Raw genomic sequence first — 26,272 nt, forward strand, 5'->3', positions numbered from 1 at the left:
CACTCATTAGGTTATTGATAAAAATATCGAATGAAGGAGCTAAATAAAGTTGAGCATTTTTATGGTTTATATTCATTGTCTTTTAGTAAATTTTCTATATTTTGAAAATCGATAGCATAATCATTAAGAATAATACCTTTAAATGTTGTTAATTTATTAAAAAAGCCTTGTGCATGTAATGCCATTGTTCTTATAAACAGGTCTTTTTTAATAAAAGATTTTCGTGATTCATTGGCATTGATGACAATGAGCACATTTTCATTGATAGGTTGAAATTTCATTTCAATAGGTTGATCGGGGAAATTTATTTTAGCTTCTTGATTTTTATTTATTTTAACTAAAGATTCAATCAGGTAACTCCATAATTGGTCAACATAATCCCACATTTCTATATCAATTACTTTGATATTATAAATAGATAATTCTATGGCACCTTCAATATAGAAAGTATTTTTTAATAAGCCATTATAGTCATTGATATTAATAAAATTATCTTTTATTTTTAAGTAAGTAGAAACGTTGATCATGTAATAAGGTAATTTTCCTGAGTAATTTTTAAATATAGATATGAAAGTATATTATTTTAGATAACAATATCTGTTACATAGAGATATATTTAAAAAACAATAGCTCAAGTAAATTGAGAACACTTGAGCTATTTTAATTAAAAAATCAAAAGTTACTCTTTAATGAGTCCTTCAGTGACTAATGCACTGTGCACATTAGGGCGTTGTGCAATACGTTTTAAGTAATCTTGTAGATGTGTTAGATCAGTTAAATCTAAGCCAACATGCGGTGCCCATTGGCTTAATGTAAATAAGTAAGCATCAATAACAGTAAAATACTCACCACATGCAAATTTATGTTTGCTTAAGACATCATTGATATAAGCAAATTTACTTTTGAGTTTGGTTTTAACTACAGGTAGGTAGCTTACAGGTGTGTCTGGTGAAAATAATGGGCTATAGCCTTTATGAACTTCACTCGCAAGAAAGTTTAACCATTCTATTTGGTGATAACGTTCTAATGTTTTTGCTGGTGCAATTAAATTTCTGTCTGGTTTTAAGTCTGCAAGGTATTGAATAATAGCAACGCCTTCAGTCAGAATATCACCATTATCTAATTGAAGAACAGGAACCTGCCCTTTAGGGTTGATGGTTAGGAAATCTTTACCTGATTCTGTTTTTTTAGCACGTAAATCGATGCGCTCAATAGAAAAATCTAGGCCTGTTTCACGTAAAACGATATGAGGGGAAAGTGAGCAACTACCCGGTGTGTAGTACAATTTCATATTGAATAGCTCCCTATCAATGAGATGGTGATAATGACTTACAGATATCAAAAAATATCTTCATTAACATAAGATAATAAGGTGTTCTAAGAAATTAGCAAACTCAAATGATGCAAATGAAAAAGGCTTTTGTAAATCTGTGAACAAGACAGATAATTGATGAAATTATAAGAAAATAAGTATTCTTTATATTAATTATATTTAGAGCATTTAATTATCATTCTTCAAATGAAGGTAGAAAAGAAATATCAAGATAATAAATCTTGGGTTTTTTCTTATCGACATAGACTGTAACTAGCTCTTTATTAATATAAGGTGTGGGATCAAAAAAGATATAACCACTTTTATAACGAATTAAACGATTGTTTAATGTGTCATGATAATCTGCAATGATTTGATAAGGAGAACGGTGATTAATTCGAATATTATTATTAATAATAACCTCAGATATTTTCACATTAATAGGCATGCCATCCCGTTTTAATCGTTGATCTCTATTGGCTCTTCTTCTTATAAAATACAAAGGGATAAGACCCGTTGAGGCAAATGCTAAACTAAAAATACCTAATATAGTGCCCGCACCATATAAACCTAAAAAGTTGTTAATTGTCGCTCTTTGAGGATCATTTTGAAGATAAATAACGCTGATTTTTTCACCAATATGGAAACGAGGTGGGTTACTTCCTTCTAGTGAACGAAAAGTAATTTCTCTATTATCATTAGTAGTAAATTGAATAATAGGGTGATAAATACTTCTTTCACTAGAGGACTTACTCATATTTTGATCAATAACAACACCTGTTGTTTCTATTCCGTTTCTTACTAAATGTAATTCTGATTTAATAACAAATAAAGCGATGATAAAAATAATCACGCCGATAATGGCAAAAATATAAAACAGGAATTTAAATTTCTTCATACATTAAATCCTTTTATTAATATGTGATTATTTTATCTGTAATGAGTGAAAAGATTATAGGAATTAACTAAAAAATAAAAGTTAAATTTAGCTAAAAAGTAATTGCTCTAAATATGAAGTTCAAAAAGAGTGAAAACAAGATGAAATATGGATATTTATCAACAAAAAAGCAAAATAATTAAACATAAAAAAACTTAAAAAATCTAACAGGATGGATGAAATGAAGATACGCAGGAATGTTATTTTCATAAAAAAGCCAGCCTAAAATCATTAAGGCTGGCTTTTGTTATTCAGACAATAGAATTATTTTAGTTCTAATTCATTCATTGCTGCGATGCTAAAGCCACCATCAACGTGGATGATTTCACCAGTAATACCACCTGATAAGTCAGAGCATAAGAATGCAGCAGTATTACCTACATCTTCGGTTGTTACTGTGCGACGCAGAGGGGTTACTGATTCGCAGTGGCTTAACATTTTACGGAAGTCTTTGATACCAGATGCTGCTAATGTACGGATTGGGCCAGCAGAGATACCGTTAACACGAATACCTTCAGGACCCATGGCGTTTGCCATGTAACGTACGTTAGCTTCTAAAGATGCTTTAGCCAGACCCATAACGTTATAGTTAGGGATTGCACGTTCAGCACCTAAATAAGTCAGAGTTAACAGTGCAGAGTTTGGATTTAGCATTTCACGACTTGCTTTTGCCATCGCAACAAAGCTGTATGCGCTAATATCGTGAGCAATTTTAAAACCTTCACGAGTAACAGCGTTAACATAGTCACCATCTAATTGGTCAGCTGGCGCAAAACCGATAGAGTGAACAAAACCATCGTATTTTGGCCAAACTTTTGCAAGTTCTGCATACATGGTATCGATGCTTTCGTCTTTTGACACATCACACTCTAATACGATATTTGAGTCTAATGATGCTGCAAATTCTTCAACGCGTGGTTTCAGTTTTTCATTTTGGTAAGTAAATGCAAGTTCTGCACCTTGGTCACGCATAGCTTTGGCAATACCATAAGCAATTGATAATTTACTAGCAACACCAGTAATAAGAATGCGTTTGCCGGTCATAAAGCCCATAGCTGTATCCTTGTTTTTTCGTAAATCGCGATAATAACATCATTCACAGTTTTATTTATCTGTTGGGTTATCACGCTTATTGTTAATAAACGTGGCTGATTCTACCACGACATTTGTAAATTTGTTTAATTTCCCTAGCACCTCCGAGGAGTTAGGGAAAAAGGGTGAAATAATGTGCAATTAACATTAGACCTATATTATTTATACTTAAGTTAAATCTTGACGCCAAGCTTCGGCTGTTAAGGCTTCACCAAAATGGCTTGCAACCAATCTTCGTGTGACTTCATGCAAAGGTGAAGCAAGAACTTCAGCTGTATTACCGCGTTCAACAACTTCACCATTATCCATCACAATAATCTTATCGCTAATATGTTTAGTCATACCTAAGTTTTGTGTTACATAAATATAGGCAATATCATGAGTTTCTTGCAGTTCTAACATCAAGTTTATAATTTGTGATCGTAAAGACATATCCAATGATGCGATGGCCTCATCAGCAATAATCACTTGAGGTTGTAAAATTAATGCTCTTGCGAGCGCAATACGTTGGCGCTGACCTGATGCAAACATATGGGGATAATAATTGGCATGTTCAGGCAAAAGACCTACTTGGCGTAATGTCTGATAAATGCGCTTTTCACGTTCAATAGCACTCAGATCTGTATTAAGACGCAAAGGAATATCTAATGTTTGACCGATACGCTGGCGTGGATTTAATGAGTTAGTGGGATCTTGGAATATCATTCTAATGCGTTGACTACGATAAGGATAATCACCGAAATGGAGCTGATGCCCATTAATAAAAATATCCCCGCCTGTAGGTTCAGTTACACCTGATAACATTCTTGCTAATGTAGATTTTCCTGAACCATTAGCACCAATAATGGCTAAGGTTTGTTTGGGTTCAAGTGTAAAACTAACTGGCTTTACAGCTTCTAATTGTTGACGCCGAAATAATCCAGTGCGATAGCGAAAGGTTTTTGAAAGATTTTTTACCTCAAGCAATTTATCGAACATCAGTTGGCTCCACATTTAACGGAAAATGACAAGCCACGGCATGGTTTTTAAATAAACGTAACCGAGGGGCTTCAATACATTGACGTTGTGCATATGGGCAACGAGGGCCTAAACGACAACCGACGGGCAAATGTTCAAGCGAAGGAATTGCTCCAGGTAATGTATTTAAACGGCTCTTATGTGCCAATGAGTTGGTAAAATCAGGAATAGAGCGTATTAATGCTTGAGTATAAGGATGATAAGGCGTCACTAATAGTTCATCGGGAGAGGCAGTTTCAACCATTTGACCACAATACATCACTGTAATTTTATTCGCCAATTTACTCATCCATTGCAAATCATGGCTAATCAAAAGAATTGTCATATTATTATTTTGATTGAGTCGAGTAAGTAAACGAAATATTTGTGTTTGTGTTGCGGGTTCCATTGCGTTAGTTGGTTCATCCGCAATCAGTAATCGAGGCTGATTAGCAATGGCGATGGCTATCATCACTTTTTGGCATTCACCTTCGGTTAATTCATAAGGGTAACTGCGCATAATATCTTTGTGATCTTTAATACCTACACGGTGCAATAATTCAATTGCACGACGTCTTCGCCAATGAAAGCGTTGCCACCAATGGCCTTTAAATGTCCAGCCTGGGATAGCTTGTATCAACTGCTGCTCAATTTTTGTTGCAGGATCAAGACAAGATTGCGGCTCTTGGAAAATCATTGAGATATTATGACCAATAACACGACGTCGCGCTCTCGGTGATAATTTAAGTAAATCAATATCATCAAATCGGAAACGATCAGCGGTTACGTTGATATTATCTTTAGTAACGCCACAGATGGCTTTTGCAATTAAGCTTTTACCTGATCCTGATTCACCGACAAGACCCCTGACTTCACCTTCATTTAGGGTGATAGAAACACGATCGACGGCTTTAACTGGCCCATCAGGTGTCATAAATTCAATGGTTAAATTGCGTATATCTAATAAAGGCATTATTCAACTCCCTCATTTATTGCACGCTGTAAACCATCTCCTAATAGGTTCACCAATAAAACGCTGATCATAATTGTGGCACCCGGAATCAAGACAGTCCATGGGGCGACATAAATTAACTCAAGTGAATCACCCAGCATGGCACCCCATTCAGGAGAAGGAAGCTGAGCGCCTAAATTGAGGAAACCCAATGCGGTAATATCAAGAATAGCGATTGAAAAAGCACGCGTTAATTCAGAGACCAATACAGGGGTAATATTGGGTAATACGGTATACCATAAAATGGAAATATTAGATGCGCCATCAAGTCGAGAAGCAATGACATACTCTTTGTTTAATTCATCATTGACCGCAGAATAGATCATTCTGACTAAGCGAGGTAGCAAGGCTAGCCAAATCGCTATCATGGCATGACCAAGGCTTGTTCCCACAAAAGCCACAACAATAATGGCCAGAAGTAGTGATGGAATTGATAATAAGGTATCTAATATATGGTTAAGAATGGCGGATTTTAAACCATGAGTCATCCCCGCAAAGCAACCAATAATCAAACCCATTAATGTCGCAGCAAAAGTGACAATAAATGCACCACCAAAGGTCATGCTTGTCCCAATTAAAATTCGACTAAAAACATCTCGGCCTAAGTCATCTGTACCAAAAAAGTAAGAAACGTTCCCATTTTGATACCAAGATGGTGGCGTTAATTGATGACCGAAAAACTGTTGATCAAGAGCATAAGGCGCAATATAAGGGCCAATTACACTCAATACTAAGAGAAAAAGAACACCATAAAACCCGACCATTGAGATAACGTCTTTAGAAAAACATTGCCAAATCACCGCTGCGGGTGTCGGTGTTTTTTTCTCTTTATAAAACTGGCTATCTAAAGGCATATCCCACCTTGTGTTTCATTGGGTTACTCATAGCGCCTACAATATCTGACAAGACGTTGACAACAATGACCATTGAACCTACTAACATCACTCCTGCGGAAATCGCAGAGTAATCTTGTTGGCGGATTGCTGTGACTAACCAGCGACCGAGTCCCGGCCAGTTAAATACAATTTCAGTCACCATGGTAAGTGTAAGCATGGTAGAGAACTGTAAGCCTAATTTAGGGATGATAGGGGGTAAAGCATTATGAAGAATATGGCGACGAATAATAGTAAAACGTGAGAGACCTCGAGTTGCGGCTGCCTTCACGTAGTTCTCTGACATAATTTCTTCCGTACTATTGCGCATTAATCGAATAACTTCCGTTGTAGGTGCAATAGCAAGTGTTGTTACAGGTAAAATCAGGTGTTGTAACACATTAATAATCATTTGCTGGCGATAAGGCGAATTAGATAACCAAGCATCAACTAATGCAATGCCTGTAATAGGCTGTAAGTTATAAAGTAAATCAATACGACCAGAAACAGGAAGCCAACCCAGTTTTAAAGAGAAGAACAGTGTTAATAACAAAGCGAGTCCAAAAACAGGCACAGAAAAACCTAAGAGCGCAAAGTTACTAATAATAATATCAGCAGATTTATTACGCCAAACACCAGCAATGATCCCTGCGGGAATACCCACAATTAAGGCAAAAAGAAAGGCTAAGGTGCAAAGCTCCATTGTTGCTGGCAATGCTTCAATTAATTGCGCTTTAATGGGTTCTCCATTAATAGAGGAAATACCAAAATCAAAATGAATCATATTGTGAGCATAGAAAAAGTAGGCATCTATTAGTGATGCACCACTTAATGGACCATTTGGTGTGTAATAGCTCAGGCTAAAGCTCACGAGTGACAAAAAGAACAGTGTCACAAGCAATAAAAGCAATCTACGTATTGAATAAATAATCATGGATTATTTTATAGCCTCTTTCTTGTGATTTTGTTCATCCACTTCTGCTTCTCGATAAACACCAGCAAAAGACGCATTACCGAAGGTACTTAATAGTAATCCTTTAATATCATAACGATATGCTTGCATACGTAAAGAATTAGCTAAAGGCAATACAGGTAGTTCTTGAGCGAGAATATCTTGTGCTTGATGATAATAATCCATTCTTGAAGCAAGTTGCTGACTATAAAGCGCTTTTTTTAAAATATCATCAAAACTCGGTAGGCACCAATGACTAAGGTTAGTCTGTGAACCAATAGCTGCACAACTAAATAGGGGACGGAAAAAACTATCAGGATCGTTACTGTCTGTTGACCAGCCAGATAACGTCATATCATGAGTCCTATCCATCATACTGGTTTCTTGGTATCGCCCTTCAATTGGGCGAATATTCATTTGAATGCCCACTTGAGCTAAGTCTGCCTGAATGAGCTCAGCCATTTTCAATGGGCTTGGGTTGTAAGATTGTGATGCGCTGGGTACCCAAAGGCTCAATTTAAGTCCATCAAGCCCTAATTCTTTTAGTATTTGTTTCGATTTCTCAGGATTGTACTCTGTGATTTTTGCACGATTATCATAAGCCCAAGATGCACGAGGAAGTACCGATGCGGCTGTTTCAGCAGTACCATAATAAATCGATTCCATTAAACGTTCATTATTTATGGCATAAGCAATAGCTTGGCGTACTTTCAGATCATTGAGTGGAGGCTTACTAGTATTAAAGGCTAAATAAGCAATATTCATACCTGAGCGTAATGTTAATCTTAACCGAGGATCATCACGTAAAACTTTTAATTGGCTAGCCGCTGGATAGGCTAAAACATCACATTCACCCGTTAATAGTTTAGATATGCGGCCTGTACCTCCAGCGCCCATATCAATAACAACTTGTTGCATTTTAGGCTGACCTTTCCAATAGTTTTCATTTCTGAATAAGCGAACAAATTGGCCTGGTTGATATTCATCAAGAAAGAAAGGGCCAGTACCTACTGGTTTCCAATCAAGTTGTGTCTGGTTACCTGATTTTTCTAAGCTTTGTGCATATTCAGCGGAAAGAATAGGGGCGTAATGTGTTGCTAAATGCCATAAAAAAGAGGCGTCAGGCTCTTTTAAGCTAAACTCGACTGTGTATTGACCCAATTTTTTAATTGATTGGATATTGTCGGCAAAACTTAAGCTATCAAAATAGGGATATTTCCCACCATTGACTTGATTATAAGGATTTTGTGGGTTGATCATCCGTTCAAAACTAAAAATTACATCATCTGCTGTGAGTTTTCGCGCAGGTGTAAACCACGATGTTTGCTGAAACGAGATATTTTTACGTAAATAAAAGCGGTATGTTGCGCCATTATCTAGCGATTCCCAGCGTGCTGCTATTTCAGGAATAAGACGATAAGTATAAGGGTCAACATCTAAAAGACGATCATAAAGTTGCGCCGCAAGGGGATCGATAATTAATCCACTGCTTGATAATTGTGGATTAAAGGTATTCACACTGCCATCAACACAATAAACAAAGCCATTTTGATTAATAGGAGTTGGCTCTTGTTTTATCGATAACGCTTGTGTTTTTGGTGCTACATCTGCGATACAAGTAGCACTTGTTAGGCTAACTAGCAGAGTACCAATAAGTAAAATAGGGCGCATAATAATGTCTTTTAGAGAAACGATTTTGCTATTGTAACTTAAAAAACTTTCTATCCCCAAATAGTCAAAAAAACAAAGTGAGAAAAATTCTCAACAAAAAGCTTTACAAATGCTAATGATAAAGATTATCATCCGTATTGTCCTTCAGCGGTAAGAGGTTTTCCGCAGAAGGTACGACATTGCTCACATTGCTTCCAGTATTTTTTACTAGCCAGCTCGGGTGCTGGCTTTTTTTTTGCCTATTTTTTAAACCACTTCTTGATAAATAAAAATCATTATTAATCATGATTTTATGTTGTTATTTGGTGCTTTTTAATCAATCCTCTAAATTGATCGTAGCTTAACTTCAGTTTCTCAGCAGCTTCTTTTTGATTATATAAACTCTCTTTCAATGCATTGCTAACTAATATTTTTTCTATTTCATTTTGCCATTGTCGCAAATCAAGAGGTAAATCTGGTGGCGAAAAAGACGAAATCTTTTTTTCTAAAGGTGATTGTTTTGATATTGCGGTTTGCAAGCCTGCAAAAGGATTAATAATAATATTGTCTAATTCTCTATCACTGGTTCCATGGCGATAAACCGAACGCTCCACAACATTTTTTAGCTCACGGATATTACCAGGCCATGAATAGCCTAAAAGAATTTGGCATGCGTTATCACTAAAACCAGGAAAAAAAGGTAATCCCAGTTCTTGGCACATTGAAATTGCGAAGTTTTCAGCAAGTAACATGATATCTGCTTGTCGTTCCCTCAACGGGGGCAATCTGATGACATCAAAAGCTAATCTATCCAGTAAATCAGCACGAAATTTACCTTCTTCAGCCATTGCAGGTAAATCTGCATTTGTAGCGCAGATAAGTCTAACATCCACATGCAAAGATTGGCTGCCACCAACACGCTCTAAATGACCATATTCAATAACCCGCAATAATTTTTCTTGTACAAGCATTGGCGCTGTTGCCAGTTCATCAAGAAAAAGAGAGCCACCATCAGCACGTTCAAAACGCCCTTGATGGCGACTTTTAGCGCCAGTGAAAGCACCCGCTTCATGACCAAAAAGTTCAGAATCGAGTAAGTTATCATTAAGTGCAGAGCAGTTGATAGAAATAAAAGGGCCTTGCCACCAAGGTGCAAGGTAGTGTAATCGGTGAGCGATTAATTCTTTACCTGTACCTCGTTCACCAATAATTAATACCGGTTTTTTTAATTGAGCAAGTGCTGAAGTTTGTTCTAAAACATCAATAAATTGACTATCAACACCGATTATTGTCTCTAAATTCTCATTCATTGGTTAAATTCACCATAGTGAGGTATTTTTTACCAGTGTATCAGGTGTTCGAAAAATAGGCGAACAATATAAATTGCCTATTATTAATAGGTTAAGTGAATTTTAAAAGTTGGCACGTTAATTGTATTAACTAAAGTAAGCCGAGCGTTATGATAGATGACGCCATTTAATGAAACATTTAACATTACTAATTAGCATAGCTATTAAGGATGACATCATGGGTATATTTTCACGTTTTGCTGACATTATTAATGCCAATATCGCTTCTTTATTAGATAAAGCGGAAGATCCTGAAAAAATGATCCGTCTAATGATCCAAGAAATGGAAGATATGTTAGTGGAGATCCGTACAACGTCTGCACGTACTTTAGCTGAAAAGAAAGGATTAGAGCGCCGTATCGAACAAGCGGAAAAACAGATTAAAGATTGGCAAGATAAAGCTGAGTTAGCTCTGATTAAAGACAAAGAAGATTTAGCTCGGGCGGCATTAATTGAAAAACAACGTGTTGCTTCAGTTAATGATACGCTAAAACATGAGTTGATTATCATTGATGAAACCTTGACTCGTTTGAAAGGTGAAATTAGTGAATTAGAAAATAAATTGACAGAAACTCGTGCTAAACAACAGTCTTTAGTTGTTCGCCATCAAGCAGCAAATTCATCTCGTCAAGTTCGTCGTCAATTAGACAGTGGTAAAATGGATGCAGCGATGGCACGTTTTGAACAATTTGAGCGCCGAATTGATCATATGGAAGGCGAAGCGCAAAGCTACGGGTTAGGTAAAGAGAAATCATTAGACCAACAGTTTGCTGAATTAAAAGCTGATGATGAAATTAGCGCGCAATTAGCGGCATTAAAAGCTAAAATCAATATCAATAAAGAGTAACAGCAAGCGTAATAACCATCTTATAAAGGATATGTAATGGGCTATATATTTCTGGGAATACCACTGACCATTTTTATTTTATTTGTTCTCCCTATCTGGCTGTGGTTGCATTACAGCAATCAGAAAGGTGGTGGGAATGTTCAGTTAACCCAACAAGAAATGCAGCGACTGAGCGCGCTGGTGGATAAGGCTCAGCAAATGCAGGAGCGCATTAAGACGCTAGAACAAATACTTGATGCAGAACATCCTAACTGGAGGCAATCATAATGACGGTACAAAGTAAGAAATTGTATCGCTTGCCACAAGAGGGCGTGATCCGTGGCGTATGCGCAGGCCTTGCCCATTATTTTAATATTCCTGTTTTACTTGTCAGGGTTATTGCGGTGATTGCACTCTTTGCTGGATTTTTTGGACTAACTATTGTTGCTTATCTTGTTTTGAGTTTTTTTATGGAGCCTGCGCCAGCTAATTACCAACAAGGTGGTGAGCAACAGGAGAGTTTAAAAGAAATTTTAAGCGGTGTTGATAATCAATTAATGCAAGGTGAAAAACGTTTACAACAAATGGAACGATATATTACGTCTTCCAGTTATCAATTAAATAAACGCTTTCGCGATCTGTAATATTTTCACCAATTGATCCGATAAGACGCTCCGATTTAGGAGCGTCTTTCGTTAAGTCGGTTTATTTTCTACTGAATGAATTAGGAATAAGCAAAATTCCTGATTGAGGAGAGTGCTATGAATATTAATCAAGCTTATACCTCGTTAAAAACAAATAAACTCACCTACTTTGCCAAAAAAGGGTTAACATTTGGGGTAATGTTATTGACTTTATTTGGGCCAGCCGCAATAACTGGCAGTATAATAAAACGCGTAAGTAGCAAGCCGTTACGTTGGTTGGTTCTATTGATAGCAGAGCCTGTTATTAAAGCAGGTTTAAATAAGCTATCGCGTCAAATGTCTTGGGAGAAACATGAAGCGCCTACAAAATGAACTTACAGCTTTTATTAATCGTGGTGTTGATAGACATCTTCGCTTAGCGGTAACTGGATTAAGCCGAAGTGGTAAAACGGCATTTATTACTTCTTTAGTTAATCAACTTATTAATGTGCATACAGGTGCGCGTTTACCGCTATTTTCAGCGGCACGAGATAAGCAACTATTGGGTGTAAAACGTATTCCTCAGCATAATTTAAATATCCCCCGATTTACTTATGACGAAGGAATGGAATCGCTTTATCACACGCCTCCAAGTTGGCCGGTTCCGACTAAAGGAGTGAGTGAAATTCGTTTACAACTACGTTATCGCTCAAATGAATCATTAACACGTTTTATCAAAGAAACATCTTCGCTTTATTTAGAGATTGTTGACTACCCGGGCGAATGGTTATTAGATTTACCGATGCTTGAGCAAGACTATTTTGAATGGTCAGAGCAAATGAATAAGGTAAATCGTCAAAGAACATTGCCAGAACAAAATTGGCAAACACTACTTAAAAAATGCGATCCCTTTGCACCTGCTGATGAAACATTATTAGCGGATATTGCCTCCGCTTATACTGAATATTTATTAGCATGTAAAAAAGAAGGGCTTCATTTTATTCAACCCGGTCGTTTTGTTTTACCTGGTGAATTAGCGGGCGCGCCTGTTTTGCAGTTTTTCCCTTGGCCCGATTTACAACAGCTTGATATTACTAAATTAAAAAATGCTGATAAACGGACTAATATTGGCATGCTAAAGCAACGTTATGAATATTATGGTCAGCATGTGGTAAAAGGTTTTTATCGAGATCATTTTCAAGGTTTTGATAGGCAAATTGTTTTAGTGGATTGTTTGCAACCTCTCAATCAAGGCGCTGATGTTTTTAATGATATGCGGCAGGCTTTAACACAATTAATGCGTAGCTTTCATTATGGTAAAAGAACACTACTTCGGCGTTTATTTTCACCTTGTATTGATAAGTTATTATTTGCAGCGACTAAAGCTGATCATATTACAGTTGACCAGCACGAAAATTTAGTTTCATTGCTTCAACAACTTATTCAAGATGCTAAACAAAATGCTATTTTTGAGGGGATCAGTATTGATTGCATGGGGCTTGCCTCTATTGCTGCAACTGAAAGTGGCATTGTGGATCATCATGGTGAAAAAATCCCAGCATTAAAAGGTTTTCGTTTAAGTGATAACAAGCCTTTGGTGTATTTTCCTGGTGAAGTTCCTAAACGATTGCCTGAAAAAGCATTTTGGGAAAAACAAGGATTTAGTTTCGAATCTTTTAGACCACAACAAATATCAAGAGATAGCGCAGTTCCTCATATTCGTATGGATAGTGCAATGGAATTCTTGTTAGGGGATAAATTAAAATGAATGAGCCATTAAAATCACGAATTGATTTTAAAGAGCCCATACTTCAAGATGAAGTAAGCTTAAAGAAAGGTATTGATTTTCAGGAGAATGAAGCATTTCTACCTATTGATCCTCAATTAGATGAAGAAAACGAAGGGCAGTTAGAAGGTGATATCCAATCTATTCTAAAACCTAAAAAAAGTGTATGGAAACGCTTAATCACAGTTGCAAGTACTATTTTAGGGATTAGCGTTATCGCTCAAACAGGGCAATGGATTTATGAGTCATGGATAAACTCGGATTGGATTGCATTAGGTGCGGCAAGCGCAGGGGGCTTAATTGTTATTGCAGGAATTGGCTCTGTAATAACAGAATGGCGTCGTATCTATCGCTTACGCCAAAGAGCAGATGAAAGAGATAAAGCAAAAGAATTACTTTATAGTCATGCGATGGGAAATGGCCGACCTTTTTGTGAGAAATTGGCTAAACAAGCAGGGATACACTCACAACATCCTGCACTAATTCGTTGGCAAAGTGCATTACATGATACGCATAATGACAAGGAAGTATTAGAGCTTTATAGCCAATTAGTTCAGCCTATTTTAGATAAACAAGCGAGAGCTGAAATTAGTCGCTCTGCTGCAGAATCAACATTAATGATAGCAGTAAGCCCGCTAGCGATGGTTGATATGGCTTTTATTGGTTGGCGTAATATTCGTTTGATTAATCGTATCGCTGAAATTTATGGTATAGAGTTGGGATACTATAGTCGCTTAAAATTATTTCGCCTTGTCTTAGTCAATATTGCATTTGCGGGTGCTACTGAACTAGTAAGAGAAGTCGGAATGGATTGGCTTTCTCAAGATCTAGCTGCACGACTATCAACACGAGCAGCCCAAGGAATTGGTGCTGGTTTATTAACGGCACGTTTAGGGATCAAGGCAATGGAATTATGCCGACCACTACCTTGGATCGATGATAATAAACCAAAGTTGGGTGATTTTAGAAAAGAGCTTATAGGAAAATTAAAAAATACAATTAGTGGTAAGAAAAAAGAATAAAATAATGTTTCTAACATTGAGTTATTTTAAATAAAAACCGTAGAGTTATTTCTACGGTTTTTTTGTATCAAAAATTTGTGAAAAAAAAGTTTGTATAAAATTACGGTCATGATGTAAATGTCAATATTTTATATTTAAATAAATAATTTCATGCTATAAAATTCCGTCTGTTTTTATTTATTATATTGTAATTATTTATTAATGAAATTAGTTCAATAAATTATCTTTAAAAAGAGTAAAACTATCCAAAAAGAAAGGTATTTATAATCTATTGTATTTATTGAATAATGTTTGTGTTCTTAGTGAAATATTCGTAATTTCTATAAAAATATTCCCTTTTTGATAGAAAATAGTATTGAGTTTAATAGGGTAAGTAGCGTTAAATATCACGGTAAAATATTTACCACAGAAATATTATTTTAATATATTTTTAAAACTTACTTTTTAGGCAATTTTCTATTAAAAAAGAAAGATAGTTTTATTTATAAGAAATAGGTAAAGAGTTAACAAATAATACTTTTAATTAGGTCGAAAAATGAAAGAAATACAGATATCAGTAATAAAAAAACTCTCGAAGGAGAGACGCCGGCTTTATCTTAGTTCTACTCTTAATGTGTCAAATATTGATAAACAATTGAGTATTTTGATCCCTATTCTTAGTGAAACAATCGATGAAATTAAAAAAAAGCAGTACCAAAAACAACCTAAACCATTTCAAATAAAAGAAACATCAGAATTTTTTGAATATCTAAGAGAGGCAGATAAAAAAGAACAGGCAATCAATGCATTAGAGTATCTTCTTTTTTGTTTTGATAATGGCTGTAAAACTATTAAGAAAGTAATACGCCGAGAATTAGGTCCCTTAATAAAAGATATCGAATATCTTATTGATTTTGAGCTAAAAAAAATAATAAAAAACTCTTCATTTTCATTATTTGATTTTTTTAAAGCATAAATAATTCAGGTTTAAAATCAAAATACAAGCTTATCTGTGTAAAAATAAATGCTAGTAGTGTCAACTTTTGCTGACAAGGCTCTTTATTTGGTTGATATTTATGTATAATATCTAGAATAAGTTCAGGGTCACTCAGTATTAAGAAGGTTTATAATGCGTTTAGAGATCACTTGTGAAGATCGCATCGGGTTAACCCGTGAATTGTTAGATCTACTAGTATTAAAAAATATTGATTTGCGTGGAATTGAAATATTTCCAATAGGTCTTATCTACCTGAATTTTTCACAGATTGACTTTGATATATTTCAACCGTTAATGGCGGAAATACGGCGAATAAATGGTGTTATTGATGTTCGTACGGTTGCATTTATGCCATCAGAACAAGAGCATCGAGCCATGTGGACACTGCTAGAATCTGTGCCAGTTCCGGTTTTTTCTATTAATATTAAAGGCCAAATAAAATTACAAAATCCGGCAACTCGTCAACTATTTGAACTTGATGCTAACGATAATAGCGAGAAATCATTCAATCAACTGATCCCTAATTTTAATATTCATCGTTGGTTAGAACAAAAAGATCCTTCAGCTGAAATTATTCCAATCAATTTAAAAAAACAAAGTTTTGATATGGAAATAGTACCAATAAAACTTGCAGATGATAACCAATCTAATCATTGTGTCGGCGCGCTTATTTTATTGAAATATCGAGATGCTATTCATGAGAGTTCAAAATTAATTGTTAGTGATAATCATGAATTTGAGAAAATTATTGCTGTTAGCTCTCAAATGAAACAACTTGTTGAACGTGCAAAAAAAATGGCAAAAATGGATGCGCCACTGCTATTGGTGGGGGATACCGGTACAGGAAAAGATTTATTTGCTAAAGCCTGTCATTTCCTTAGTTCCCGCGCTAGAAATCCTTTTTTGGGACTCAATTGTGCTTCAATGCCTGATGATGTAGTAGAAAGTGAATTATTTGGTTATGCTGCAGGAGCTTACCCTAATGCTGTCGAAGGAAAAAAAGGCTTCTTCGAGCAGGCAGACAGAGGAACTGTTTTACTTGATGAAATTGGCGAAATGTCGCCTCAAATGCAAATTAAGCTTTTACGTTTTTTAAATGACGGGACATTTCGCCGTGTAGGTGAGGAGCACGAGGTTAATGTCAATGTTCGTATTATTTGTGCGACGCAGAAAAATTTGTGGGAGTTGGTGCAAAAAGGATTATTTAGAGAAGATCTCTATTATCGCCTGAATGTATTAACGTTAACTCTACCTCCGCTGCGGGAAAGAAAAGCCGATATTATGCCGTTAGCGATGCATTTTATTAACCAATATTGTATTGAGCAGCAAGCAACTAAACCTGTAATATCACCGGAATTATCAGTTTATTTAACACAGTATGGTTGGCCTGGTAATGTTCGCCAATTAAGAAATACTGTTTATCAAGCAATGGCACAATTAGTAGGAAACACTCTGCGAATTCAGGATATTACTTTACCTGAACATACAGATGAAACTCTATTTGATGAGGATTTATTGGAAGGCTCTTTAGATGAAATGACAAAACGCTTTGAAGCTTCAATTTTAACACGTTTATATCGCGATTATCCAAGTACCCGGAAACTTGCAAAACGTTTAGGCATTTCTCATACGGCGATTGCCAATAAATTGAGAGAATATAATTTAACAAATAAAAAGAATGAAAAATCTGAAGGTTAATTTTGTTGTAGGAATTTCTGCATAAAAAATAGACGAGCATTATGCTCGCCTATTTTTTTTATAATGAATATTATTTTAGTGCATTTAATGCATTATCATAATTTGGTTCAGTTGTGATTTCATCAACTAACTGGGTGTAGAGAACAGTATTGTTTTCATCTAACACAATCACAGCACGGCTAGTTAAGCCCGCTAATGGGCCTGATGTAATAGCAACACCATAGTTTTCTTTAAATTCAGCACCACGCATTGTAGATAATGTTACAACATTATCTAAACCTTCAGCACCACAAAAACGCGCTTGGGCAAAAGGTAAGTCAGCTGAAATACATAAAACAACCGTGTTATTTAGTTCATTTGCAACTTTATTAAATTGACGAACACTCGCAGCACAAACACCCGTATCTACGCTTGGGAAAATGTTTAGAACTTTACGTTTACCTGCAAAGTTTGTTAAAGAGATATCATTAAGATCTTTACCAACGAGAGAGAAATCAGCAGCTTTTTGACCTACTGTTGGGAATTTACCCGCCAGAGTCACTGCATTTCCTTGTAAAGTAACTTGATGTGCCATTGTTGTTCTCCTTTATTAGTTGTCAGACTAATTATTATTAATACTAAATTATTAACGAAAAATCTTGTTAATGCTTAACCATTATTAAAACTTGCCACTATTTGCATAGTGACCATGAAAAACATAAAAATTTATAAAATATTTGTAATCAGTGATTGTGCCTTTTTATCAGGCTCTTATAATTATGCAGTTCATTCTCATACAGATTACAGGACGAAACAGTCATGCGCAAAATATTCGTCATTTCATGTGCACTTGTCGTTCAAGGATTATTCCTATCGCAGGTAAATGCGGCGGTAGTACCAGCTGGAACGATACTTGATAAAAAACAAGAAGTGGTTAGACATTTAAAAGATGAACCAGCGTCACTTGATCCTATTAATGCCGTTGGTTTAACAGAAGCTCAAGTGCAACGTGATTTATTTGAAGGGTTGACGATAGAAGATGAACATGGGCGAGCTATTCCTGGCGTCGCTCAGAGTTGGCGTACTGAAGATAATCGTGTATGGATCTTTACTTTGCGTGATAATGCAAAATGGTCTAATGGAGAAAGAGTCACTGCGGCTGATTTTGTTTACAGTTGGCAACGATTAGTTGACCCTAAAAATCTTTCACCTTTTGCATGGTATGCTTCACTCGCTTCTATTGAGAATGCTCAAAAAATTATTGATGGAAAATTAAAACCAAGCTCATTGGGTGTAGAAGCAATAGATGAAAAAACGTTAAAAGTGACGTTAGAGCGGCCCGTTTCTTATTTTCCAAGTCTGACAACGAATTTTTCTTTATACCCAGTTCCTTGCCATAGCATTGAAAAATATGGTGTTGGTTGGATCAAGGTTGGTAATTTAGTTGGAAATGGTGCTTTTGTTTTAACAGACAGAGTGGTTAATGAAAAAATTGTATTAACGCCTAATCCTTATTATTGGGATCATAAAAATACAGTATTAACAAAAGTCACTTTTGTACCGATAAACCATGAATCACATGCAACTAAACGCTATTTAGCGGGTGATATCGATATAACAGAGTCATTTCCTAAAAATTTATACCATAAACTAATGAAAGATATTCCTAATGAGGTTTATATACCAGATCAATTAGGAACATATTATTATGCTTTTAATACTCAATCAGGGCCGACAAAAGATATTCGTGTACGTAAAGCGTTGGCAATGGCAATAGACAGAAAAATCATTACCGATAAAGTGTTAGGCACTGGTGAAAAGCCAGCAAATCGTTTTACACCAGATGTTACGGCTAATTTTACACCAGAATCAACTATTTACGATGAATATAATCAAGATGAGTTAGATAGCCAAGCCAAGATACTGTTGGCAGCAGCAGGATATGGCTCTCATAATCCATTAAAATTATCATTGTTATATAATAATTCGGAAAATCATCAGAAAATTGCCATTGCAGTCGCTTCTATGTGGAAGAAAAAGCTAGGGGTTAAAGTTGAGCTACGCAATCAAGAATGGAAGACGTATATAGACAGCCGAAACTCCGGGGATTTTGATGTGATAAGAGCATCATGGGTTGGTGATTATAATGAACCTTCTACTTTCTTAAGTTTATTAGGCTCTAAACATGCGGGCAATATACCTAAATATCAAAACAAGCAATATGATGAAATTTTGACATTGTCAGGCATGGCGATTGATGCAAATGAAAGAAATAGTTTATATAACCGAGCAGAGCAAATTATCGCTGAGGATGCGCCAATAGCACCTATTTATCAATATACTAATGGACGATTGATAAAACCTTGGTTGAAGGGTTATCCCATTGAGAATCCTGAAGATGTTGCCTATAGCCATACGCTGTATATATTAAAGCATTAAAATAGTAATGAAATAGATTACTTGAAATTAGCCATTGGTGAAATGAGGCTGTATAAAATAGTAAGAGAAAATAGATAATGCCTCAAAGTTAATACCTTACTTTGAGGTGTTTTTTTATTTAAAAACAAAAAAGAAAACTAAAAAATTCTTGTTTTCAGTATTAATTTTGAATAAATGGAGGTGTATAAAATAAGAGGGTATATAAATAAAAAAAGAACCCCTTTTAAAAGGGGCGTAGCAAAATAAAGCAGATTAATTTATTGTCTGGATATAAATTATATTTTTAATGCCCTGTTTGCACGCTTTTTATTGTATCTAACTGTTACGGCAATTAATAATATATGTATAAAAAAAAAGTCCCTCTGTTATAAAAACAGAAGGAGACTCAAAAGGAATAAACATTGCAGAAGAGATGTTAATACATTTTTGCCACTTTGTTTTGACTAATTGTGCAATGTGTCCGATGTTAAATATTATATTTCATATTATTTATAGGTATAATTCCTTAAATACAATAAAAATTGATGTGTTTATTACTATATTTAAGCCTTTTATAGATAAATCCACCTATTAGCATTCTATTTATTGTTAAATAAAACTATAGTTTTTCAGGGTGATTTAAAAACGATAACCTAAAGATAATTGTATGCTATTTAATTCAATGTGACGTTTGTTTGCTGTGACATCGGAATAAAGATAGCCAAAGTTAATTGCAATCTCTTTTGTTGGGTGATAATCGATACCTATTTGACCAATAACACTTGTTGTCTCAACAATATGTGTGTCTGTTACCTCTATTTCAGGATGAAATTTATCTTCTTTATGTTTTAATTTATTGGGCCCCATTTGGGCATAAACAGAAAAGGTCGGTGTTATTCTATAAGTAGGACCGATTAATAGAGCTGTAGTTTTAGTTTTATATTGTTTTATTGATGGTGTGATAAAACGAGGATCTTTAAAGGGTTCTTTATGATTTGAATTTAAATGCAGTAGAGAAACTAATATTCCCCACGTATTTCCTGTCTCATAACGATAGCTGACAATCATCCCCTTTGCTGTATCACCTTTTATTTTTCCATGCATATAACCGCCATAGACGGTATTTGCCTCATTATTAGCATGCAATGTAGAAGAATAAGATAAAGCGAAACTAATTAAAAAAAAGACTAATTTATTCATTATAGAGTTTCTATGTTGATGTAAAGAACTCTATTTTTAGTAAATTCAAACACGATTTCAATGTTAATTGATTGAAATTACTCTTAAAAAAAATTAGCAGACTTATCTATAATAAATAATAAAAAATGAGATTACATAAATAGCTTATTAATAAATTTTATCAATTTGTTAATAATAACTATCAGAAAAATAATATTAATAGATGAATTACTCACAATAGTGAATACGGCCTATTGTGAGCTTGAATTAAGTAAAAAATTACTTTTTATCGACAATTTCTACCAGTGTATATTTTACACTAGGTGCATCAGCTGGGGGATTAGGAATATCTGTAACATTTACTTTTAATGTGTATTCAGTACCTGCTTTATATTCAAAACCTTCAATATTCTGATAGAAAAGGGACCATTCGCCTGAAGGTAGTTCTTTCACCTTCATGCATTTCATTGGTGCAACACCGACACAGTCATAAAGTTGTGAATCGACCAGAAGTGTTTTTGTTGTATCAGAAGTAGAGGCAGTATTAGCACTTTCAGTCGATGTTGCATCATTGCATCCGACTAAAAGTAAAAATAAAGGAATAGCGAGAAATTTTTTCATATTCATGACCTTATTTTTAGGTTGCAATAAATGTATAAGATAATATTTAGTATACACTAGGGAGCTAATTATTATAAATTACAGTAGATAAAATTTTTTCTATAAATAAAGGAAGTTATCTATAGGTATTTTCAGTATTAATATACTAACGTAATTATCCGAATTGGATTTAGTGTAATAATCCTAAAGTGGGAAATATAAATAGAAGCTTTAGATTAACTATACAAAAATAGTGTTGATATACAGTGGACTAGAAAAAAGTATAAAATAAAGCTTTGAAAATAATTAGATAAAGAGATGATGAATTAATCTATTGCGACTAAAGCAAGAGTATGGAGGAAACTAAGTGAAAACAATTAATGACTCTATTTTGCAAGATTCAGATGCAATTTATGCCACACAACTTGATGGACATGGGGGAGCAATAGAAATAACACCAAAAACAGTTGTTTCAAATGAAACCCCATATTGGATACATTTAGATTATCGCAAGCCACAAAGTGCACAATGGATCCAAGATACAGAATTACTTCCACCGATTGCTAAAGATGTATTATTAGCTGAAAACGTAAGACCTAAAGCACAGCGTATTGGTGAAGGTGTCATTATCAACTTACAAACAATTAATAATAATCCTAATGACCGACCTGATGAACTAGTTGCATTCAGGATTTATATTAACAGTCAAACTATTATTTCAAGTCGCCATCGTCGTGTTAATTCGGTTGATTCAGTTATTCATACATTAGAGTTAGGCAATGGACCTGAAAGCAGTGGTGATTGGCTTATTACCATGGCAGATGCTGTGACCGATGAAATAGGGGAGTTTGTTGAAACGCTGCATGATCAATTAATTGAATTAGAAGATATGATCCTCGATCAACAAATACCGGCGAGAGGTGAGCTTGCCTTATTAAGAAAACAGCTGATTGTCTTACGTCGTTATATGGCACCACAGCGAGATGTATTTTCAAGGCTTTCTATCGAAAAGCTACCGTGGATGAGTGATAGCGATAGAGTCACAATGCTTGAAATATCGGAAAGACTTTCTCGACGTTTAGAGGATTTGGACAGTAGTATTTCTCGTACAGCAGTAATCGCTGATGAAATAACATCAATGATGGCTGATGCGATGAATAGACGTACTTACACTATGTCATTAATGGCGATGTTATTTTTACCAACAACATTTCTAACAGGACTATTTGGTGTCAATTTAGGCGGAATACCTGGAAATGAATTTCCTTATGGTTTTACCATTTTTTGTTTATCTCTCTTTGTTTTGATTGTGATTGTTACTTGGTGGTTAAAGCGTAGTAGATGGTTGTAAAAATTCAGAAAATTAATCGTAACTAAATGGATTTAAAAAAGAATTCTCTTACCCTGTTTGAGATATATCAATTTTTTAAAATAGAACATCTGGCATTATAACTCTCGCAGGTGAATACAACGTTGAGCGATGAACGTTGTGCTCCATAATTGTAGTTTTTCTCATATTGAGTTCTTAATACAGAATAATTGACCATTATTACACCGATGTTTATTAACATCGGTTTTTTTTTGCTTAAAATTATTGTTGGCGATTATTTTATCAAAAAAATCCTAAGCCTCTAAGACAATAAGGCTTAGGTGATAGAGGCCTATTTAACTTCAACAATATCTAATTTATTCTGGCTAAAGTCTGGGCGCTCGTCATCTTCTTCTTGAAACATCACCGGTACAGCAGGGATCTCATCTTTATCAAATGCTAAGTCACCACCATTAATAACTTCATCACCATGTTTGATATTGGCAAAGTCAAATAATTGAGTATCACACAGATGTGATGGAACAATATTTTGTGTTGCTCTAAACATCGTTTCAATGCGTCCTGGATAACGTTTATCCCAATCTCTCAACATCTCTTTAATTACTTGGCGTTGAAGATTAGGTTGAGAGCCACAAAGGTTACATGGAATAATTGGGAATTGTTTGGCTTGTGCGAAACGCTCAATGTCTTTTTCACGTGCATAAGCGAGAGGGCGAATAACAATATGTTTGCCATCATCACTCATTAATTTAGGTGGCATGCCTTTAAGTTTGCCACCATAAAACATATTTAAAAATAACGTTTCTAAAATATCATCACGATGATGACCTAAAGCAATTTTCGTTGCGCCGAGTTCTGTCGCTGTGCGATATAAAATACCACGACGTAAACGTGAACATAACGAGCAAGTTGTTTTACCTTCAGGAATAATATCTTTGACAATTCCATAGGTATTTTCTTCAACAATTTTATATTCCACACCAAGTTCATTTAAATACTCAGGTAAAATATGCTCAGGAAATCCGGGTTGTTTTTGATCTAAATTGACGGCAATAAGTGAAAAATGAATTGGTGCGCTTTTTTGCAGATTCATTAAGATGGAAAGTAGTGTGTAACTATCTTTACCACCAGAAAGGCAGACCATGATTTTGTCGCCTTCCTCAATCATATTAAAGTCAGCGATAGCTTGCCCAACATCACGGCGTAAGCGTTTTTGGAGTTTGTTGAAATTATACTGCTCTTTTGGGATGCTCATTTTTTACGGTTCTATATCGTTGCTGATTATTCTGTAACTTGCTAACCAAGGCTTTGTTTTCATGTTACGTTTTGAACCCTTAAAAACTTTATCAATCAATAAGCTTTTAAGACCCAAATACTGGACGATTTGAAAAACAAAGTTATTTATGGCAAGAAAATTGATAAGTCGCCAATGATACCAGATGCTAGGGTAGTTTCGATATAGATAACTGCAGTTAAGCGATATCAGAACTAGTTAAACATGGAAATAAAAAACGGCAATTCGTCAATGATTGCCGTTTTTTCTCATTTTTTACTACATTTAATTATGATGATAATGTCGCTAATTTTGTAGCAAAACCCATAAAGAAAATGCCTATAACACCATTTCCTAACTTAGCAATATTTTTGCGAGAGCCGAAGAATCGAGCAAGCGCTACACCGCCAAATATTAAAAAAGAGAGATAGATAAAACTAAAAGCCTCAAGCATAGAGGCTAGGATTAAATAGGATAACCCTGTATGTGCATAATTAAAGTCGATAAACTGCACAAAAAATGAAATATAAAATAAGATTGCTTTAGGATTGGTTAAACTTAATGTGAGTGCTTTTCTAAAAATATGTTTTTGTATATTCGCTGTTTGTTCAGCATGTGTTTTTTTGGAAAAAAAAGTTGAATGAATAATTTTTATTCCCAGATAAAGAAGGTAAAAAGCACCTAAAAAACGGACAATAGTAAAGAGAACTGGGGAGGCTTTTATTACAGAGGCGACACCAATAAAGGCGAGGAAAATCAAAATTGCATCACCTAAAAAGACACCAAATGCTGCACGGTAACCTGCACTGACACCGCCAGATGCACTTGTTTTTAGTACATAAAGTGTGTTAGGTCCAGGAACAAGAATAATAAAGAACATACCAGCAAGGTATGTCCAAATATTGAGTACGCCAAATTGTTCAAACCACACGTTAACCCCCAAATCTGACTTCTTCGTATAACTTCATGAACCATTATTATATAAAGAGGATCGCTCCTATTAAAACGTATATTTTCATTTAAATTAATAATAAATGTTTGATGATCACTGCTATTTATTCAACAAAAAAATTTCTTTGTTATTTCAAAGAGATCTTAGCACTACTTCTATCTTTCCTTTCAAAATAGGTGTGCTCTTAAAAAGAAGATAACGTATTGATAGAGATATAAAATATGTTTTAAAGGCAAAAATACAACAGAGAAAATTGATGAGTTTGCCCAAAAAGTAAGACTGTTCACTTATTAGCTGGAAAGTGAACACTTAAAAAGAATATATCTGCTTTAACGATGTTATTTTCATCTTTTTAATATTGCTTTTTTCTTATGTAAAGATGATAGATCTCTTTAGGTAACTCGACTATATTTATCTGTATGTTTATACAGTTAATGCTTATTAAGTCGATCAAGGAAACATCATGCTAAAAGTGATTGCTGAAGAATTTATTAAAACAGAAGCGATTGAAATTGTTTTACCACTCTACCGTGAATTAGTGGAAGCGACAAAGAAAGAACCTCTTTGTATTAGTTATGATTTATATATTGATGAAAAGGACCCAGGTCATTTTGTTTTTATTGAGCAATGGCCTGATCATGCTGCTCTTGATATTCATTGTGCCAGTGAACATTTTCAGCGGCTCGTTCCTATGATTGATGCCTATAAAAAAGCCGAGCCTAAATTTTTACTTATGGGGAATGCTTTTGATGAAAAGTAAAGGGAAGAGCACTAGTCTACTTTTTTAGGAGAGTTATTTGTTAGTATAAAATATATCGGAGTAAATTATGGAAAGTATAGAAAACAACCAGGATTATTTAGACAAAACATTTAATAAACTTGATGTGGCAGAAGGGGAATTTAAAAATATTACCTTTGAACAATGCGAATTCCATCAATGTGATTTTTCATCTGTAAATTTATCACACTGTAAATTTGTTAATTGTTTATTTGATCGTTGTAATTTAAGTTTAGCATATATACCGAATACTCGTTTTTCTAATACAGAATTTATAGGGTGTAAACTCGTTGGTATTGATTGGACTAAAGCACATTGGCCTCGGTTTGATCTCTATTCACAATTAAGTTTTAAAAGTAGTATTTTAAGTGGATGTAATTTTTTTGGTTTAAAACTCTATGAATCTGTTTTTGATGATTGCCGATTGCATGATGTCGATTTTAGAAATGCAGAACTTAATAAGTCGATAATGATAGGATCTGATTTTACAAATAGCTTGTTTATGCAGACAAATATTGAGGCTGTAGATTTTACAGATTCACATTCATTTGATATTGATATTCGTCAAAATAAAATTGCAAAAGCAAAGTTTTCAAAATTTGAAGCTCTTGATTTATTGCGATATCTCGATATTAAATTAGTCGATTAAAATTGTCAGAA

Annotated in this window: 27 protein-coding genes; 12 read left to right on the forward strand and 15 right to left on the reverse strand. The window is 34.8% G+C overall.

The genetic code is table 11. The features are described from left to right. Nucleotides 1-59: 59 nt before the first annotated feature. From ABN256_RS00585 to pspF, 10 genes are all read right to left on the reverse strand, one after another. Entirely contained in the window at nt 60-527 is a 468-nt protein-coding gene (locus tag ABN256_RS00585) for a hypothetical protein (RefSeq protein WP_196553138.1), read from the reverse strand. Nucleotides 528-679: 152 nt separating this feature from the next. Continuing rightward, nucleotides 680-1,291: a glutathione transferase GstA gene (gene gstA, locus ABN256_RS00590; protein ID WP_196553137.1), complete on the reverse strand. Its 612-nt coding sequence runs from the start codon at nt 1,289-1,291 to the stop codon at nt 680-682. A 217-nt stretch (nt 1,292-1,508) separates the two neighbouring features. Then, nucleotides 1,509-2,210, reverse strand: a complete 702-nt coding sequence (locus ABN256_RS00595; RefSeq protein WP_196553136.1) for a DUF3592 domain-containing protein — start codon at nt 2,208-2,210, stop codon at nt 1,509-1,511. Between the two features lie 303 nt (nt 2,211-2,513). Continuing rightward, nucleotides 2,514-3,302, reverse strand: a complete 789-nt coding sequence (gene fabI, locus ABN256_RS00600; protein ID WP_072067955.1) for an enoyl-ACP reductase FabI — start codon at nt 3,300-3,302, stop codon at nt 2,514-2,516. 207 nt (nt 3,303-3,509) lie between these two features. Further along, nucleotides 3,510-4,319, reverse strand: coding sequence for a putrescine export ABC transporter ATP-binding protein SapF (sapF, locus tag ABN256_RS00605; RefSeq protein WP_072067956.1), 810 nt, complete (start codon nt 4,317-4,319; stop codon nt 3,510-3,512). Next, entirely contained in the window at nt 4,309-5,310 is a 1,002-nt protein-coding gene (gene sapD, locus ABN256_RS00610) for a putrescine export ABC transporter ATP-binding protein SapD (RefSeq protein ID WP_072067957.1), read from the reverse strand. The genes sapF and sapD overlap by 11 nt, the downstream gene beginning before the upstream one ends. Further along, nucleotides 5,310-6,203, reverse strand: a complete 894-nt coding sequence (sapC, locus tag ABN256_RS00615; RefSeq protein ID WP_072067958.1) for a putrescine export ABC transporter permease SapC — start codon at nt 6,201-6,203, stop codon at nt 5,310-5,312. Before sapC ends, sapD begins: the two co-directional genes overlap by 1 nt. Next, on the reverse strand, nt 6,190-7,155 hold the full coding sequence (sapB, locus tag ABN256_RS00620; protein WP_115349660.1) for a putrescine export ABC transporter permease SapB: 966 nt from the start codon (nt 7,153-7,155) through the stop codon (nt 6,190-6,192). Before sapB ends, sapC begins: the two co-directional genes overlap by 14 nt. Nucleotides 7,156-7,158: 3 nt before the next feature. Further along, nucleotides 7,159-8,844: an ABC transporter substrate-binding protein SapA gene (gene sapA / locus ABN256_RS00625; protein WP_196553135.1), complete on the reverse strand. Its 1,686-nt coding sequence runs from the start codon at nt 8,842-8,844 to the stop codon at nt 7,159-7,161. Between the two features lie 290 nt (nt 8,845-9,134). Beyond that, a complete protein-coding gene (gene pspF / locus ABN256_RS00630; RefSeq protein WP_196553134.1) occupies nt 9,135-10,133 on the reverse strand; it encodes a phage shock protein operon transcriptional activator in 999 nt (332 codons plus the stop codon). A 217-nt stretch (nt 10,134-10,350) separates the two neighbouring features. Between pspF and pspA the strand changes: the two genes are divergently transcribed. The 8 genes from pspA (at nt 10,351) to tyrR (ending at nt 17,103) form a co-directional block, all read left to right on the forward strand. Further along, nucleotides 10,351-11,019: a phage shock protein PspA gene (pspA, locus tag ABN256_RS00635; protein WP_072067962.1), complete on the forward strand. Its 669-nt coding sequence runs from the start codon at nt 10,351-10,353 to the stop codon at nt 11,017-11,019. A 36-nt stretch (nt 11,020-11,055) separates the two neighbouring features. Further along, the gene (gene pspB / locus ABN256_RS00640) at nt 11,056-11,286 is read left to right on the forward strand and encodes an envelope stress response membrane protein PspB (RefSeq protein WP_036937208.1); all 231 of its coding nucleotides are present in this window, start codon (nt 11,056-11,058) and stop codon (nt 11,284-11,286) included. Next, entirely contained in the window at nt 11,286-11,642 is a 357-nt protein-coding gene (gene pspC, locus ABN256_RS00645) for an envelope stress response membrane protein PspC (protein WP_115349663.1), read from the forward strand. The genes pspB and pspC overlap by 1 nt, the downstream gene beginning before the upstream one ends. 117 nt (nt 11,643-11,759) lie before the next feature. Continuing rightward, complete coding sequence (locus ABN256_RS00650) at nt 11,760-12,014, forward strand: phage shock protein PspD (RefSeq protein WP_196553133.1); 255 nt, start codon at nt 11,760-11,762, stop codon at nt 12,012-12,014. Continuing rightward, nucleotides 11,995-13,389 (forward strand): YcjX family GTP-binding protein, encoded by a 1,395-nt coding sequence (locus ABN256_RS00655; RefSeq protein WP_196553132.1) that lies wholly within the window; start codon nt 11,995-11,997, stop codon nt 13,387-13,389. The genes ABN256_RS00650 and ABN256_RS00655 overlap by 20 nt, the downstream gene beginning before the upstream one ends. Next, nucleotides 13,386-14,429, forward strand: a complete 1,044-nt coding sequence (locus ABN256_RS00660; RefSeq protein WP_072067965.1) for a YcjF family protein — start codon at nt 13,386-13,388, stop codon at nt 14,427-14,429. Before ABN256_RS00655 ends, ABN256_RS00660 begins: the two co-directional genes overlap by 4 nt. A gap of 535 nt (nt 14,430-14,964) precedes the next feature. Continuing rightward, complete coding sequence (locus ABN256_RS00665; protein WP_340896398.1) at nt 14,965-15,384, forward strand: hypothetical protein; 420 nt, start codon at nt 14,965-14,967, stop codon at nt 15,382-15,384. A 153-nt stretch (nt 15,385-15,537) separates the two neighbouring features. Continuing rightward, entirely contained in the window at nt 15,538-17,103 is a 1,566-nt protein-coding gene (tyrR, locus tag ABN256_RS00670; RefSeq protein ID WP_196553131.1) for a transcriptional regulator TyrR, read from the forward strand. A 70-nt stretch (nt 17,104-17,173) separates the two neighbouring features. Here tyrR and tpx read toward each other — a convergent pair whose 3' ends face one another. Beyond that, a complete protein-coding gene (gene tpx / locus ABN256_RS00675) occupies nt 17,174-17,677 on the reverse strand; it encodes a thiol peroxidase (RefSeq protein ID WP_072067967.1) in 504 nt (167 codons plus the stop codon). A gap of 224 nt (nt 17,678-17,901) precedes the next feature. Between tpx and ABN256_RS00680 the strand changes: the two genes are divergently transcribed. Further along, nucleotides 17,902-19,521 (forward strand): peptide ABC transporter substrate-binding protein, encoded by a 1,620-nt coding sequence (locus ABN256_RS00680; protein WP_196553130.1) that lies wholly within the window; start codon nt 17,902-17,904, stop codon nt 19,519-19,521. A gap of 618 nt (nt 19,522-20,139) precedes the next feature. Here the strand turns inward: ABN256_RS00680 and ABN256_RS00685 are convergent. Continuing rightward, entirely contained in the window at nt 20,140-20,700 is a 561-nt protein-coding gene (locus ABN256_RS00685; RefSeq protein ID WP_196553129.1) for an Ail/Lom family outer membrane beta-barrel protein, read from the reverse strand. A 258-nt stretch (nt 20,701-20,958) separates the two neighbouring features. After that, nucleotides 20,959-21,300 (reverse strand): DUF4377 domain-containing protein, encoded by a 342-nt coding sequence (locus ABN256_RS00690; RefSeq protein ID WP_072067970.1) that lies wholly within the window; start codon nt 21,298-21,300, stop codon nt 20,959-20,961. A gap of 346 nt (nt 21,301-21,646) precedes the next feature. Here ABN256_RS00690 and zntB point away from each other — a divergent pair, with 346 nt between their 5' ends. Next, a complete protein-coding gene (zntB, locus tag ABN256_RS00695) occupies nt 21,647-22,630 on the forward strand; it encodes a zinc transporter ZntB (RefSeq protein ID WP_196553128.1) in 984 nt (327 codons plus the stop codon). A gap of 310 nt (nt 22,631-22,940) precedes the next feature. On the opposite strand, the gene ttcA is transcribed toward zntB, so the two are convergent. Together ttcA and leuE are read right to left on the reverse strand one after the other, a co-directional pair. After that, entirely contained in the window at nt 22,941-23,864 is a 924-nt protein-coding gene (ttcA, locus tag ABN256_RS00700; RefSeq protein WP_196553127.1) for a tRNA 2-thiocytidine(32) synthetase TtcA, read from the reverse strand. 307 nt (nt 23,865-24,171) lie between these two features. After that, entirely contained in the window at nt 24,172-24,813 is a 642-nt protein-coding gene (gene leuE, locus ABN256_RS00705; RefSeq protein ID WP_349438910.1) for a leucine efflux protein LeuE, read from the reverse strand. A gap of 484 nt (nt 24,814-25,297) precedes the next feature. Between leuE and ABN256_RS00710 the strand changes: the two genes are divergently transcribed. After that, nucleotides 25,298-25,594 (forward strand): putative quinol monooxygenase, encoded by a 297-nt coding sequence (locus ABN256_RS00710; RefSeq protein WP_072067973.1) that lies wholly within the window; start codon nt 25,298-25,300, stop codon nt 25,592-25,594. A 67-nt stretch (nt 25,595-25,661) separates the two neighbouring features. Then, nucleotides 25,662-26,261 carry a pentapeptide repeat-containing protein gene (locus ABN256_RS00715; protein WP_196553126.1) on the forward strand — a complete coding sequence of 200 codons (600 nt, stop codon included), beginning with the start codon at nt 25,662-25,664 and terminating at the stop codon, nt 26,259-26,261. Nucleotides 26,262-26,272: the final 11 nt, after the last annotated feature.

It is taken from the genome of Proteus sp. fly-1008 (assembly GCF_040140305.1).
GTDB lineage: Bacteria > Pseudomonadota > Gammaproteobacteria > Enterobacterales > Enterobacteriaceae > Proteus > Proteus vulgaris_B.

Coding starts and splice junctions, on each gene's coding strand:
- ABN256_RS00585 (WP_196553138.1), bottom strand. CDS start 527: ATGATCAACGTTTCTACTTACTTAAAAATAAAAGATAATTTTATTAAT.
- gstA (WP_196553137.1), bottom strand. CDS start 1,291: ATGAAATTGTACTACACACCGGGTAGTTGCTCACTTTCCCCTCATATC.
- ABN256_RS00595 (WP_196553136.1), bottom strand. CDS start 2,210: ATGAAGAAATTTAAATTCCTGTTTTATATTTTTGCCATTATCGGCGTG.
- fabI (WP_072067955.1), bottom strand. CDS start 3,302: ATGGGCTTTATGACCGGCAAACGCATTCTTATTACTGGTGTTGCTAGT.
- sapF (WP_072067956.1), bottom strand. CDS start 4,319: ATGTTCGATAAATTGCTTGAGGTAAAAAATCTTTCAAAAACCTTTCGC.
- sapD (WP_072067957.1), bottom strand. CDS start 5,310: ATGCCTTTATTAGATATACGCAATTTAACCATTGAATTTATGACACCT.
- sapC (WP_072067958.1), bottom strand. CDS start 6,203: ATGCCTTTAGATAGCCAGTTTTATAAAGAGAAAAAAACACCGACACCC.
- sapB (WP_115349660.1), bottom strand. CDS start 7,155: ATGATTATTTATTCAATACGTAGATTGCTTTTATTGCTTGTGACACTG.
- sapA (WP_196553135.1), bottom strand. CDS start 8,844: ATGCGCCCTATTTTACTTATTGGTACTCTGCTAGTTAGCCTAACAAGT.
- pspF (WP_196553134.1), bottom strand. CDS start 10,133: ATGAATGAGAATTTAGAGACAATAATCGGTGTTGATAGTCAATTTATT.
- pspA (WP_072067962.1), top strand. CDS start 10,351: ATGGGTATATTTTCACGTTTTGCTGACATTATTAATGCCAATATCGCT.
- pspB (WP_036937208.1), top strand. CDS start 11,056: ATGGGCTATATATTTCTGGGAATACCACTGACCATTTTTATTTTATTT.
- pspC (WP_115349663.1), top strand. CDS start 11,286: ATGACGGTACAAAGTAAGAAATTGTATCGCTTGCCACAAGAGGGCGTG.
- ABN256_RS00650 (WP_196553133.1), top strand. CDS start 11,760: ATGAATATTAATCAAGCTTATACCTCGTTAAAAACAAATAAACTCACC.
- ABN256_RS00655 (WP_196553132.1), top strand. CDS start 11,995: ATGAAGCGCCTACAAAATGAACTTACAGCTTTTATTAATCGTGGTGTT.
- ABN256_RS00660 (WP_072067965.1), top strand. CDS start 13,386: ATGAATGAGCCATTAAAATCACGAATTGATTTTAAAGAGCCCATACTT.
- ABN256_RS00665 (WP_340896398.1), top strand. CDS start 14,965: ATGAAAGAAATACAGATATCAGTAATAAAAAAACTCTCGAAGGAGAGA.
- tyrR (WP_196553131.1), top strand. CDS start 15,538: ATGCGTTTAGAGATCACTTGTGAAGATCGCATCGGGTTAACCCGTGAA.
- tpx (WP_072067967.1), bottom strand. CDS start 17,677: ATGGCACATCAAGTTACTTTACAAGGAAATGCAGTGACTCTGGCGGGT.
- ABN256_RS00680 (WP_196553130.1), top strand. CDS start 17,902: ATGCGCAAAATATTCGTCATTTCATGTGCACTTGTCGTTCAAGGATTA.
- ABN256_RS00685 (WP_196553129.1), bottom strand. CDS start 20,700: ATGAATAAATTAGTCTTTTTTTTAATTAGTTTCGCTTTATCTTATTCT.
- ABN256_RS00690 (WP_072067970.1), bottom strand. CDS start 21,300: ATGAAAAAATTTCTCGCTATTCCTTTATTTTTACTTTTAGTCGGATGC.
- ttcA (WP_196553127.1), bottom strand. CDS start 23,864: ATGAGCATCCCAAAAGAGCAGTATAATTTCAACAAACTCCAAAAACGC.
- ABN256_RS00710 (WP_072067973.1), top strand. CDS start 25,298: ATGCTAAAAGTGATTGCTGAAGAATTTATTAAAACAGAAGCGATTGAA.
- ABN256_RS00715 (WP_196553126.1), top strand. CDS start 25,662: ATGGAAAGTATAGAAAACAACCAGGATTATTTAGACAAAACATTTAAT.